At 61.8% G+C, this 12,802-nt stretch carries 14 protein-coding genes and 1 tRNA gene; 10 read left to right on the forward strand and 5 right to left on the reverse strand.

Annotation, left to right across the window (positions count from 1 at the left end; all coding sequences use genetic code 11):
• Nucleotides 1-9: 9 nt before the first annotated feature.
• Nucleotides 10-234 carry a sulfurtransferase TusA family protein gene (locus tag IE166_RS14790; protein ID WP_189505137.1) on the forward strand — a complete coding sequence of 75 codons (225 nt, stop codon included), beginning with the start codon at nt 10-12 and terminating at the stop codon, nt 232-234.
• 15 nt (nt 235-249) lie between these two features.
• On the opposite strand, the gene IE166_RS14795 is transcribed toward IE166_RS14790, so the two are convergent.
• Together IE166_RS14795 and IE166_RS14800 are read right to left on the reverse strand one after the other, a co-directional pair.
• Nucleotides 250-1,350, reverse strand: coding sequence for a CobW family GTP-binding protein (locus IE166_RS14795; protein ID WP_189506022.1), 1,101 nt, complete (start codon nt 1,348-1,350; stop codon nt 250-252).
• A complete protein-coding gene (locus tag IE166_RS14800; protein ID WP_189505139.1) occupies nt 1,350-2,462 on the reverse strand; it encodes a D-alanyl-D-alanine carboxypeptidase family protein in 1,113 nt (370 codons plus the stop codon). The genes IE166_RS14795 and IE166_RS14800 overlap by 1 nt, the downstream gene beginning before the upstream one ends.
• Nucleotides 2,463-2,663: 201 nt before the next feature.
• On the opposite strand from IE166_RS14800, the gene IE166_RS14805 reads away from it, so the two are divergent.
• From IE166_RS14805 to IE166_RS14835, 7 genes are all read left to right on the forward strand, one after another.
• Nucleotides 2,664-3,833: a M20 aminoacylase family protein gene (locus tag IE166_RS14805; RefSeq protein ID WP_189505141.1), complete on the forward strand. Its 1,170-nt coding sequence runs from the start codon at nt 2,664-2,666 to the stop codon at nt 3,831-3,833.
• A gap of 66 nt (nt 3,834-3,899) precedes the next feature.
• Nucleotides 3,900-3,976 (forward strand) — tRNA-Arg (locus IE166_RS14810).
• Between the two features lie 112 nt (nt 3,977-4,088).
• Nucleotides 4,089-4,349, forward strand: a complete 261-nt coding sequence (locus tag IE166_RS14815) for a hypothetical protein (RefSeq protein WP_189505143.1) — start codon at nt 4,089-4,091, stop codon at nt 4,347-4,349.
• Between the two features lie 168 nt (nt 4,350-4,517).
• Nucleotides 4,518-5,546 carry a sulfate ABC transporter substrate-binding protein gene (locus IE166_RS14820; protein WP_189505145.1) on the forward strand — a complete coding sequence of 343 codons (1,029 nt, stop codon included), beginning with the start codon at nt 4,518-4,520 and terminating at the stop codon, nt 5,544-5,546.
• Nucleotides 5,547-6,410 (forward strand): sulfate ABC transporter permease subunit CysT, encoded by an 864-nt coding sequence (gene cysT, locus IE166_RS14825; protein WP_189505147.1) that lies wholly within the window; start codon nt 5,547-5,549, stop codon nt 6,408-6,410.
• Nucleotides 6,400-7,281, forward strand: a complete 882-nt coding sequence (gene cysW, locus IE166_RS14830) for a sulfate ABC transporter permease subunit CysW (RefSeq protein WP_244641481.1) — start codon at nt 6,400-6,402, stop codon at nt 7,279-7,281. Before cysT ends, cysW begins: the two co-directional genes overlap by 11 nt.
• 10 nt (nt 7,282-7,291) lie before the next feature.
• Complete coding sequence (locus IE166_RS14835) at nt 7,292-8,326, forward strand: sulfate/molybdate ABC transporter ATP-binding protein (protein WP_189505151.1); 1,035 nt, start codon at nt 7,292-7,294, stop codon at nt 8,324-8,326.
• 63 nt (nt 8,327-8,389) lie between these two features.
• Here the strand turns inward: IE166_RS14835 and nirK are convergent, their stop codons facing one another.
• Together nirK and IE166_RS14845 are read right to left on the reverse strand one after the other, a co-directional pair.
• Complete coding sequence (nirK, locus tag IE166_RS14840; protein WP_210312970.1) at nt 8,390-9,520, reverse strand: copper-containing nitrite reductase; 1,131 nt, start codon at nt 9,518-9,520, stop codon at nt 8,390-8,392.
• A 40-nt stretch (nt 9,521-9,560) separates the two neighbouring features.
• Nucleotides 9,561-9,995: a pseudoazurin gene (locus IE166_RS14845; protein WP_189505153.1), complete on the reverse strand. Its 435-nt coding sequence runs from the start codon at nt 9,993-9,995 to the stop codon at nt 9,561-9,563.
• Between the two features lie 224 nt (nt 9,996-10,219).
• Between IE166_RS14845 and IE166_RS14850 the strand changes: the two genes are divergently transcribed.
• Nucleotides 10,220-10,492, forward strand: coding sequence for a hypothetical protein (locus IE166_RS14850; protein ID WP_189505155.1), 273 nt, complete (start codon nt 10,220-10,222; stop codon nt 10,490-10,492).
• On the opposite strand, the gene IE166_RS14855 is transcribed toward IE166_RS14850, so the two are convergent.
• Nucleotides 10,447-11,151, reverse strand: coding sequence for a Crp/Fnr family transcriptional regulator (locus tag IE166_RS14855; RefSeq protein WP_189505163.1), 705 nt, complete (start codon nt 11,149-11,151; stop codon nt 10,447-10,449). The genes IE166_RS14850 and IE166_RS14855 overlap by 46 nt on opposite strands.
• A gap of 175 nt (nt 11,152-11,326) precedes the next feature.
• Here IE166_RS14855 and IE166_RS14860 point away from each other — a divergent pair, with 175 nt between their 5' ends.
• Nucleotides 11,327-12,724 (forward strand): NnrS family protein, encoded by a 1,398-nt coding sequence (locus IE166_RS14860; protein ID WP_189505165.1) that lies wholly within the window; start codon nt 11,327-11,329, stop codon nt 12,722-12,724.
• The last annotated feature ends 78 nt before the right edge of the window (nt 12,725-12,802 follow it).

Consider the following 12,802-nt stretch of genomic DNA (forward strand, 5'->3'; position numbering starts at 1 on the left):
CCCGAGCCCTTGAGTGCCGAGATCTATGATCTGCGCGGGCTGAATTGCCCGCTGCCCGTGCTGCGCACCGCCAAGCGCCTCGCGGGCATGGCCTCCGGCGCGATTCTGGTGGTGGAAACCACCGACCCCTTGGCCGGTCTCGATATCCCCGCCTTCTGTCAGCAGGACGGGCACCAACTGATTTCAGCCGAGACGCTGGACGGCGGGCATCGCTTTACGATCGTGAAGGGGTGACACAGTCACCCGCTTTCAGATCTTCAGTCCCGCAATTGCCAGCGGGTTGTCCGTCATCGCGGCACGGTCTGGCGTATCCACGGCTGGGCGGCTGGTGAGGGCGGCGAAGAGTTTGCGGACGTAATCTTCCGGCACATCCTTGGTGATCAAGATCATGCGGGTTCCGCGTGTGCCTTCCGGCCATTTGGGCAAACGGGCAGGGGGATGCAGGATGGTTTGCACGCCATGCAGCACAAGCGGATGGGCTGGATCTTCGCTGAGCTCGATGATGCCCTTCATGCGAAGAAGGCGCTCGCCATAGCTGGCTTGCAGCAGGTCCACGAACATTTCCACCGCGGCACTTGGAATCGGACCCGGATGCGTCAGAGAGAAGGTGCGAATGCTGGTATCGTGGTGATGATGGTGGTCGCCATGGTCATGATGGTGATGGTCATCGTGCACGTCGTCATGAGCGGCGCGGCCGAGCCAGCGCTGCACATCCACGCTCTTGGTTTCGGGATCATAAAGCCCGCAGGCAAGGAGCGAAACGAGATCGTCGGCGCGCGACGCTTCGCGAATTTTGGCATTCGGATTGAGGCTGTGCAAGGCCGCGCGCAGATCAGCCACCCCTGCCGGATCGGCGAGATCGGTCTTGGTGAGAACCAGCCGATCGGCAACCGCGACCTGCTTTACTGCTTCCGGATGCACATCCAGCGTGCGCGCGCCATGCACGGCATCGACGGTCGTCACCACGCCGTCGAGCCGCAGCGTACGCACGAGCATGGGATGCGCCATCAAGGCGTGCAAAACCGGCGCGGGATCGGCTAAGCCGGTGGTTTCGATCACGATGCGCTTCATCGCGGCGATGCGGCCATCGCGCAGGCGCTCCACCAGATCGCTCAGCGTGTCCACCAGCTCGCCGCGTACGGTGCAGCACAGGCAGCCGCCGGCCAGCTCGATGATGCCGTCAGTCGCGCGTTCCACCAGCGCATGATCGATCGAAACTTCGCCGAACTCGTTGACGATCACCGCCGTATCCGCCAGCTGCGGCTCCTTGATCAGACGGTTGAGCAGCGTGGTTTTTCCCGAACCGAGAAAGCCGGTCAGGACGGAAACGGGAATGGGGAACACGGGTATCAGCCGCCTTGTTCGACCGCGCTGACGGCGGCTGCGGTGTTGGGCTCGTAATCGGGCCGCGGCGTCGGGATCGGCACATCGGCAAAGCGTGGCTGCGTCGACTTAGGACCCGTCGCGCCGCCAAGCGCCACGCTGACCACGACGCGCGGCCGCGTCATTTCAACGAGGAAAGGCGACGGCACCAGCGGCTTGCCTTCGGCGTCGCGCGTTTTGGCAATGCGCTTCTGCGCTTCTTCCGTGCAGATCTCGTTGCGCATGTTGCCGGCGGTGGTCAAATCCTCGCCGCTGCGGGGAAGATCGGCCAGGAGGGGTGCGGCATCCGATGACTTGCCGAAGCCTGCGGTCAGAAGCTCAGCGGTGCGATAATCGCGGGCATCCGTCGAAACGGCGCCGAGCACAATGGCCATGATCTGCCGGTTGTTTCGGGTTGCGGTCGCCACGACATTGAAGCCGGCCGGGCAGGTATAGCCGGTCTTCATGCCATCGGCGCCTTCGAAGCTGCCGATCAGCCCATTATGGTTGGGGATCACCTGATCGCCGGCCGCAATCGCCTCGATGTCGAAATAATTGGCATATTGTGGGAAATCCTGGTGCAGGGCGGTGGCGAGAACGGCAATGTCATGCGCGCTGGTGTAATGGTTTTCGTCATGAAGGCCGTGCGCATTCATGAAATGCGAGCCGTTCATGCCGAGCCGTGCCGCTTCCTTGTTCATGCGCTCGGCGAAGCCGGCAACCGAGCCGCCGACGTTTTCCGCAAGCGCTGTGGTGACGTCGTTGGCGGACTTCACCATCATGATCTTCAAGGCAGTGTCGACCGACAGCACGGAGCCCTCGGGATAGCCCATCTTGCTTGGCGGTTCCTTGGTCGCCCTCTTGGTGATCTCGATGGGCGACAGCAGCGTGATCTCGCCGGCTTGGATGGCGCGGAAGGTCACGTAAACCGACATCAGCTTGGTGATCGAGGCCGGATACCAGCGCTTGTAGGCATCTTCCTGCTCGAGAACCCTGCCGGTGCCGGTGTCCACCACGATCGACGGGCCGGCGAAAGCCTCGCCGTGAAGGGTGGTCAGCAGACCTGCGGAAAGAAGCGCGGCAAACAGCTTTCTGGTCAAAGATCCGGGTCCGTGCCTGGGAAGATTGGGCGAAGTATACAGCGAGGCGTCAATGGAATCCAAACGCTGAGTGCCGTTAAGACTTCACTTTGACCTCAACAAGGCAAGAGTGGGGGCTTCAAGAAGGCAAGAACGACCCTTGCTTGACCCCGCTTGTGGGCAAGCTATAGCCTTTCCCTGTCTTTACCGGAGTGCCTGCGAATGCCTATCCTCAACCGTGCCGCCGAATTGCAGGATGAGGTCACAGGCTGGCGCCGGGCGCTTCACACGCGCCCCGAACTGATGTTCGAGCTCCATGAAACGGCCGCCTTCGTAGAAGGCAAGCTGCGGGCGTTCGGCTGCGACACGGTTGAAACCGGCTTTGCCAAGACGGGCGTGGTGGCTCTGATCAAGGGCCGTCTCGGCGATGGTCCGACGATAGGTCTGCGCTCCGACATGGATGCGCTGCCGCTCACCGAGATCACCGGCGCGCCCTATGCCTCCACCACACCCGGCGCCATGCATGCCTGTGGCCATGACGGTCATACCGCCATGCTGCTGGGTGCCGCCAAGTATCTGGCTGAGACCCGCAACTTCGCAGGCACGGTCGCCGTGATCTTCCAGCCGGCCGAAGAAGGCGGCGGTGGCGGGCGTGTGATGGTGCAGGAAGGCATCATGGAACGGTTCAACATCGAAACCGTCTATGGCATGCACAACAAGCCAGGCCTTCCGGTCGGCCAGTTCGCGATCCGGTCGGGTCCGATCATGGCGGCGACGGCCGAGTTCACGCTGACGATCAAGGGCCGCGGCGGCCATGCGGCCATGCCCTATCGCACGATCGACCCGATCGTGATCGGCAGCCAGATCGTGCAGGCGCTGCAGACGGTCGTGTCGCGCAACACCGATCCGATCGATTCCGCCGTTTTGTCGGTCACCAAGTTTCACGGTGGCGAAACGCACAACATCATCCCCGAACAGGTGGAGCTCGCCGGCACCGTGCGCACGCTGCGGACCGAAGTGGCCACCTATGCGCGGGACCGGATCGTCGCGATCTGCGAGGGCATCGGTGCGGCCAATGGCGCCACGATCGATGTCGACTTCGACTTCAACTATCCCGTCACCTTCAACCATGCCGAACAAGCCAGGTTCGCTGGTGAAACGGCGATCGCTGTTGCCGGCGCCAACGGCGTCGATCTCGACGTCGCGCCGATGATGGCTGGCGAAGACTTCTCCTACATGCTGGAAAAGCGTCCGGGCGCCTTCATCTTCTTAGGCAATGGCGACAGTGCCGGCCTGCACAACCCCGCCTACGACTTCAACGACGAGGCGATCCCGCACGGTATCAGCTATTGGGTCAAGCTCGCCGAAACAGCGCTCGCCAAGCAAAACTGAACGGAAACGATCCTTGCGGAGATGCTTGCCTGTTCTCAGCCGAACAGGCTATGAAACGTCCCGCATGGTCCCGTAGCTCAGTAGGATAGAGCGACAGATTCCTAATCTGTAGGTCACAGGTTCGATTCCTGTCGGGATCGCCATTGGCATCCTGCCTTTGATGATGACATTCTTCATCTTGCGTCGCATCGATGCGGCGCAAAATGCTTTTGCTTGAGGGATGTAATGGGGGCCTCTCAGACGATCACGACGCGGATGCGGTTTGATCTGCGCGGGTGGATTGGCGCGGCATTGTTTGTGATCGGTCCGTTCGTATCATTCTATGGCTATTGGGGGATCATTACGTGGTCCGGTTACAGCAAGCCGACGATGATCTCCCTTGTCCTGCTGCTCCTCGGAGCCGCAGCCTTCTTGATCGGGTGCCTGCTGGTTCTGGTCGGGCGTGTCCAGCATCATGTGGTGAGCCCAGCTGAAGCGTTGAACAGCCCGCTTCAGGAGCTGGCGCGGCGCCGGTGACCTGGAATACGATCAGAGCCTCTATGCCTTTGTCTCAAGCGGGCAGGGGGGATCCGATAAGAATATTTAGCAATCCATTCTCACATCGTCCGCGATTTCGAAATCGCATGCCATTGCATTGTCTATAAAGCCGCTAGAGTTGATGCTGTTCAACGGGGCTGGAACGGCATGAGACTTAATCGCAGAACACTCTTCCTGACGGCCGTGCTGGCCGGTGCCGCGCAATTCGGCGGCCTGGGTTTTGCTTTCGCGCAAACCACCCTGCTCAACGTGTCCTATGATCCGACGCGCGAGCTTTACAAGGACTACAACGCCGTCTTCGCAAGCAAGTGGAAGGCCGATACGGGCGAAGACGTGTCGATCCAGGCTTCGCATGGCGGTTCGGGCAAGCAAGCGCGCTCGGTGATCGACGGGCTTGAGGCCGATGTGGTGACGCTGGCGCTGGAAAGCGACATCAACGCCATCGCCGAAGCCACCAAGAAGATTAATCCGGACTGGCGCACGCGCCTGCCGAACAATTCCTCGCCTTACACCTCGACGATCGTGTTCCTGGTGCGCAAGGGCAATCCGAAGGCGATCAACGACTGGGGCGATCTGGTCAAGGACGGCGTCGAGGTGATCACGCCGAACCCGAAGACCTCCGGCGGTGCGCGCTGGAACTATCTGGCAGCCTGGGCCTGGGCAAACGACAAGTTCGGCGGCGATGAAGCCAAGACGCGCGATTATATCGCCGAGCTCTTCAAGCATGTGCCGATCCTCGACACCGGCGCGCGCGGCTCCACCGTGACCTTCGCGCAGCGCCAGCTGGGCGACGTGCTGCTTGCCTGGGAAAACGAAGCCTATCTGGCCGCCGACGAGTTTGGCGCCGATCAGTTCGACATCGTGTTCCCGCCGCAGTCGATCCTGGCCGAACCGCCAGTCGCCGTCGTGGATGCCAATGTCGATGCCAAGGGCACGCGCAAGGTGGCGGAGGCCTATCTCGAATATCTCTATTCGGAGGAAGGCCAGCGCCTGGCTGCCAAGCATCATTATCGCCCGTCCAAGCCAGATCTCGTGCCGGCCGAGGAGCTGAAGCAGTTCACGCAGATCAAGCTGATCTCGATCGACGATCCGTTGTTTGGCGGATGGGCCAAGGCGCAGCCGACCCATTTTGGCGATGGCGGCACCTTCGACCAGTTGTACAAGCCGGGTAAATAAATGACCGCTGCCGCTTCGAGCGGCGCAGGTTGGCGATTGAAGAAACCGAGTGTTCTTCCCGGCTTCGGGTTGACGCTCGGTTTCACGCTTGTCTACCTGACGCTGATCATCCTGCTGCCTCTTGCCGGCCTGGTATGGCGCTCCGCCGCGATCGGTCCCGACGCGTTCTGGGCGATTGCTTCAGACGAGCGAACGCTGCGCGCGCTGCAGGTGAGCTTTGGCACCTCGCTGGTTGCGGCGCTGGTCAATGTCGTGTTCGGCACGATCCTCGCCTGGGTTCTTGTGCGCTATCGCTTTCCCGGCAGGCGCATCATCGATGCGATCGTCGATCTGCCTTTTGCGCTGCCGACTGCGGTCGCCGGCATTGCGCTGACCACGCTTTATGCGCCGAACGGGCCGATCGGCGGTCTGTTGAAGCCGCTCGGCATCCAGGTCGGCTATACGCCGCTCGGTATCATCGTGGCGCTGATCTTTATCGGTCTGCCGTTCGTGGTGCGCACGGTGCAGCCGGTGATGGAAGAAATCGACCGCGAGGTGGAGGAAGCGGCCGCGACGCTGGGTGCGGGTCGTCGTCAGACGATTGCGCGCGTTCTCCTGCCGGCCCTCACGCCCGCGATCCTGACTGGCTTTGCGCTCGCCTTTGCCCGCGCCGTCGGGGAATATGGCTCGGTGATCTTCATTGCCGGCAACATTCCTTATGTCAGCGAGATCGCGCCCTTGTTGATTGTGATCCGGCTGGAAGAGTTCAACTATGGCGGTGCGGCCGCGACGGGCACGATCATGCTGCTTCTGTCCTTCGTGATGCTGCTCGTCATCAACCTTATCCAGGCCTGGAGCCGCAGGAGGTATGGCTATGGCGCTTGAGCAGTCTTTCGCGCAAACGCCGCTGCGGCCGCTGAAAAGCGCGGTCACGGAAAGCCTGACGACGCGCATCGTGCTGATCGCGATTTCGCTGCTGTTCCTGGCGCTGTTTCTCGTCACCCCGCTGGTGATGGTGTTCATCCAGGCTTTCGCCGGCGGATGGAGCACCTATCTCGCGTCGCTGGTGGAGCCGGATGCGATGGCCGCCATCCGGCTGACGCTGACGGTGGCGGTCATTTCCGTTCCGCTCAACATCGTCTTCGGTTTGGCCGCGGCCTGGGCCATCGCCAAGTTCGAGTTCAAGGGCAAGGCGTTCCTGATCACGCTGATCGACCTGCCGTTTTCCGTGTCACCGGTGATCGCGGGCCTGGTTTATGTGCTTCTGTTCGGCGGCGGCAGCGTGCTTGGCCCTTGGTTGAAGAGCCATGGAATCGAGATCCTGTTTGCGGTTCCGGGTATCGTGCTGGCTACCATCTTTGTGACCTTTCCGTTCGTGGCGCGCGAACTGATCCCGTTGATGCAGGATCAGGGTTCGGGCGATGAGGAAGCCGCACTCTCACTGGGCGCCAGCGGCTGGCAGACCTTCTGGTATGTCACACTACCCAATGTGAAATGGGCGCTGCTTTACGGCGTGCTGCTGTGCAATGCGCGTGCGATGGGCGAGTTCGGCGCGGTGTCTGTGGTGTCCGGCCATATTCGCGGCCTCACCAACACGATGCCGCTGCATGTCGAGATCCTCTACAACGAGTATAATGCCGTCGGCGCCTTCGCGGTAGCTTCGCTGCTCGCCTTGCTGGCGCTGGTCACGCTTGTTCTGAAATCCTTCCTTGAATTCCGGTATGGCGACGAAATGGCCGCCACGGCAAAGCATTGAGTTTGCAACCATGAGCGTTTCCATCCGCAATGTTCGCAAGGAATTCGAGAATTTTCCGGCGCTCCACGATGTCTCGCTCGACATCAAGACAAGCGAGCTGATCGCGCTTCTGGGACCATCCGGCTCCGGCAAGACGACGCTGCTGCGGCTGATCGCCGGGCTGGAAAGTCCGACGGCAGGCTCGGTGTTTTTTGGCGACGAAGACGCCTCGCATCGATCCGTGCAGGAGCGCAATGTCGGCTTTGTGTTCCAGCATTACGCGCTGTTCCGACATATGACTGTGGCCGACAATATCGGCTTCGGTTTGAAGGTTCGGCCTTCCGCGACGCGGCCGTCCAAGGCGGACATCCGTGCGCGCGCCATTGAGTTGCTGCGGCTGGTGCAACTGTCGGGGCTGGAAAACCGCTATCCGGCGCAGCTATCCGGCGGCCAGCGGCAGCGCGTGGCGCTGGCACGCGCCATGGCGATCGAGCCCAAGGTGCTGCTGCTCGACGAACCCTTCGGCGCGCTCGATGCGCAGGTGCGGCGTGAACTCCGCCGATGGCTGCGTGAGATTCACGAGGCCACCGGTCACACCACCGTGTTCGTGACGCATGACCAGGAGGAAGCGCTCGAACTGGCCGACCGCGTCGTGGTGATGAGCCAGGGGCGGATCGAGCAGGTCGGCACCGCCGATGAGGTCTATGACAACCCGAACTCGCCCTTCGTTTACGGCTTTATCGGCGATTCCAGCTCGATCCCCGTTCAGGTCGAGGGTGACCGCGTGCTGCTCGGCGACAAACGCCTGGCCCTCAAGGGATGGAGTGCGAAGGATGGGAAAGCGCAGCTGTTTTTCCGACCTCACGATGTCGAGATCGTGGAAGGCGGGGAGGGCGCCATACTCGGCAAGGTGCTTGCCAGCCGCCGTGTTGCCGGTCTGCGCCGTGTTGAACTGAGCGTCGAGGATGACGGGCATGTCGAGATCGAGCTGCCCGCCGATCGTGATGCGCCGGTGGGTTCCACGCTCGGCTTCCGCCCGCAACGCTTCAAGCTGTTTCCCGCCTAATTACTCAATGAAACAGGGCCGGTGCGAGACCGGCCCTGTTTCATTTCGAGAGAGTGTTACGGCTTACTCCGCGCTGGCTGTAGCGTGGAAGATGTCGTGGTTCTCATCGCCTTCCACGATCAGGAAGCCGGCCAGACCGCGCTCGACGCGCGACAAAGCGTGGTCAACCAGGACGTAGCGGCCCGGCACTTCCACCTTGAACTCGACCGCTGCGGCGCCACCGGCAGGAACGGTGATCGTCTGGACATTGGTGAGCGGCTCGGAGGTGAGCGAGCCGACCTGATAGACCTTGTCGAAGATCTCGCCGATCACGTGGAACGAGGACGAGAAGTTCGGGCCGCCGACGCCGATATAGATGCGCACGGTTTCGCCGACCTTGGCCTTGAGCGGGTTGTGCTCGGTGAGCGAACCGACATGGCCGTTGAAGACGAAATATTCGGGACGCTCGTTGAGGAGCTTCTCGTAGCTTTCCGTCAGAAGACCGGAAGACCCGAAGGCTTCTTCCGTATAGATCTCGCCCTGCATGACGTAGAACTCGTGATCGACCTTCGGCAGACCGTTCTCGGGTTCGACCAGGATCATGCCATACATGCCGTTGGCGATGTGCATGGCGACCGGCGGCACCGCGCAGTGATAAACATAGATGCCGGGGTTGAGCGCCTTGAAGGTGAAGCCCTTCTTTTCGCCCGGGGCAGCACTGGTGGCACCCGCGCCGCCGCCCGGTCCGTTGACCGCGTGGAAGTCGACATTGTGCATCATCGAGCTGTCGTCGTGGTTCTTCAGCGTCACTTCCACCGTGTCGCCGACGCGAACGCGTACGAAGGGACCGGGAACGGTGCCGTTGAAGGTCCAGTAGCGATAGGTGGTACGGCCGTCGAGACGCGCCTCGAGTTCGATCGTTTCCAGCTCGACCTTGACCGTTTCCGGCGTGCGGCGCGTGATGGGCGGCGGAATGTCCTTTGGATCCTTGCCGATGTCGGTGATGCCATCGACAACCGTGTAGATGCGGTTCGACAGGCTTGCACCGGGCGACGGCGTTGCGGATGTGCCGCCATGGGCGTGCTGCGCGGCGGCCTGGCCGGTCGCGAGCAAGGTTCCGGCCATCGCTAAACCAGCCGAGCTCTTCAGGAGGTTGCGGCGCGATAGAGCGACTTCGTTGGTCTCGGTATCGGCGGTGTGATCTTGGTGTTTCATGATCGTCTCACTTCAAGCAGAGAATTCAAGCGCGCGAGGCTTATTGTCCGGCTTGCGTCAGCAGGGCTTCGAAGTGGGTCTTCGCCTTGCCCGGATGCTTGACGGCCTTGACCTCTTCCGCGTTGGCGGGGGTGCCGACCTTGATCAGGGCAACCATGCCCATGCCGTAATGCGGGGTGCACTTCACGCCATAGAGGCCTTCCTTGTCGAGCGTGACCTTCACTTCCTGATTGATCTTGCCCTTGAACGGCTCGGCGCCTTCCGGGATCATGCCCTTGATCGCCTCGGCGTCATGACCCTTGTCGGTCGGGATAAAGGTCACGGTGTCGCCCGGTGCTGCCTCGATATAATCGGGCTGGAAAACCATTGCGCCCTTTTCGCCCTTGTTCAGCATCTGAACCTGGTGGTCGGCGGCAAAGGCCGTTCCAGCGAAGCCAAAAGCTGCGGCGGCGGTCATGAGGATCAGCGTCTTCATCGAAGTTCCTTCCTGCTTTTTCTTGCTTGCCGAAGCGCGTTTTCTTGTCCTGCTCTCGGCTTCGGCAGCGTTTTATGACGCGCGACCCGGTGAGACTTTGCGCTGGAACAAGTCGCGGTCATTTCTCCGAACGCGCTTTTAGTTTGCGTTCGATCAATGTGCCGGGCACCGATCCGCCTTACAGCTGCAAGCTAGAATGCGAGACCTGTGACGTGGGCGAGATCATGAAACCGGAGACATGGCACTCGGTGGATCAGGTGATGCGCCAGTGGCCCTGCACGATCAGCGTCTTCATCGCGCACCATCTGCGGTGCGTCGGCTGCGTGGTGGGCCGCCATCATACAGTGGACGAAGCCTGTCAGGCGCATGCCGTCGACTTGCAGGTCTTCATGGACGATCTGTGCCACGCCGTTGACGGCGATTGGCGCCGGTCACGTCAGGCAATCCAGCCTCAGTCGCCCGAGGCTCTGCCTTCGGCTGCAACCAGCAGCTTGTGAGGATCGCAAAGGAGCAGGCGCTGGCGCCCGCCTTCGATCAAGCCGCTCGCTTCCCACACGCTCATGATGCGGCTGACCGTATGCAGCGTGGTGCCGGTCATCTCGGCCAGATCCTGGCGGGTGACGGGAAAGTCGATCAGAACGCCGTTCTCGACCTTTGTCCCGGCCTGGCCTGCAAGGCGCAGCAAAGCGTGCGCGACGCGGCGTTGAACCTCTTCGGTGGACAATTCGGCAATGCGCGAATGCGCTTCCTGAAGGCGCTGACCGAAGGCCTGCATGGCGTTGGCGGCAAGTGCTGGTGCTTTCTCGCACAGTTTGGGCCATTGCGCCGACGGCCAGGCTAAGGCCAGGCTTTCCGTTGCCGCTAGGGCTGTGGCGGGATAGGTGTTCTTGCCGATGGCAACCGCCATGCCGCAGACCTCGCCGGGGATCACGAAGCGGATCAGCACCTGTTCGCCGTCGGGCGTGATCTTCACGACCTTCAAGCGGCCGTCGAGAACGAGAAAGAACTCGTGCGCTTCCGCGCCATGCTCGAACATCGCCGTGCCCTTGGGCACTCGCCGTGGCGACGCCTCGGCTAAAATCGCGCGCAAAGCGTCGTCGTCCAGCGACTGGAAGATGGCGAGGTGGCGGATCAAGGACGGATCGAGGCGCGACATGCCTAGCCATTAGCCTGCCCAACGCCGGCAATCCAGCTTCATTCCGGTTTCGAACCTTGCTGCAGCACAAAGAGGCGTGCTTGGCTCTGCGTATAGAAGGCTTCCAACGTATCGTTCCGCACGGCGTCGGCTCTGTTTGCTGGCAGGTGGCGGGATGAAGGTCTGAGGTGCCCGCATGAAGCTGTCCGACGTGTCCGATCCGCAAAGCCTGCGCAACATCACGCGTGCCGATCAATCCGTGCCGCGGACAAAGCGCAAAGCCGGTGACACCTCGATCGACGGGCGCGGCCGCGACCTCAAAGCACCGGCGATCCTGAGCTATGGCTTCCGACCCTTCTTCTTTCTTGGCGCGGTTTACGCCATGCTCGTCGTACCGTTCTGGGTGTGGGCGCATCAAACCGGCACCCAACTTCCCGGACCGTTTTCGGGCCATGACTGGCACGCCCATGAAATGATCTTCGGCTTTTTGTCCGCAGTGATCGCCGGCTTCATCCTCACGGCCGTGCCGAACTGGACCGGACGTTTGCCGCTGAGCGGGACGCGACTGGCGGTGCTGGTAGCGCTTTGGGTGATTGGCCGGCTATCCTCGGCCTTTGTTGCCAATCCTTGGGCCGCGCTCGTGCTCGATATGGCCTTTCCGGTGGTGCTCGCAGTGGCGATCTGGCGTGAAGTGATTGCGGGCAAGAACATCCGCAACATGCCGATCGCCGCGCTTCTCACCTTCTTTGCGCTGGCCAACTGCCTGCATCATCACGAAGCCTGGGTGAATGCCGCACCGGTGGCGCAACACGAGATGGCTGCGACGGTCGGCCATCAACATGATGCAGCCCCTGCTGGGGGGCACCAGCATGATGCTATGGCGCAGACCAGCCAGACGGACGCGACGGGCTTTCTCAGTCAGGGCATTGCCGAGCGCCTGGCTCTCGGCGTGACTGCCATTCTGCTGGCGCTGATCGGCGGGCGGATCATCCCGAGCTTTACCCGCAACTGGCTGGTAAAACAGGGTTCGACCAGCCTTCCGGCACCGTTCGGCACGCTGGACAAGGTTGCCCTCGCTGCAACCGTGCTGTCGATGCTCGGCTGGATCGCCGCGCCGGAATCGGCCGTCACCGGCGGATTGCTGATCCTTGGCGGCCTGCTTCTGGCCATGCGCCTTTTGCGTTGGGGAGGATGGGCGACATGGAAAGAGCCGATCGTGCTCGTTCTGCATGTCGGTTATCTCTGGCTTGCCGCGGGTGTCGGCATGCTCGGGGCTGCCATTTTCTGGCCGGAGGTCATCGCGCCCGATGCCGCGCTGCATACGCTGACGGCCGGTGCGGTGGGAACGATGACGCTGGCGGTCATGACCCGCGCGAGCCTCGGCCACACCGGACGCGTCATCGCCAGCGAAGCCGTGATCACGCTGATCTATGCGGCGATCTGCGTGGGCGCCTTGCTGCGCGTGGGGGCTCCGCTGATCCCGGATTTTTATTCGGAACTGATCATGGCAGGCGGCCTGGTCTGGAGCCTCGGCTTCGCACTGTTCGTGCTGCGCTACGCGCCGATCCTCTGGCAGCCTCGTTTGGGCAAATAGCGCTCCGCGTTCTCCAAGCAGAGCCATTCTTTTGCAGGCCCGCATCCTCGGCTGAGCGAAAGATTGGCTTTGCAGTCT

Origin of the sequence: Tianweitania populi, from assembly GCF_014652875.1 — a bacterium.
GTDB lineage: Bacteria > Pseudomonadota > Alphaproteobacteria > Rhizobiales > Rhizobiaceae > Tianweitania > Tianweitania populi.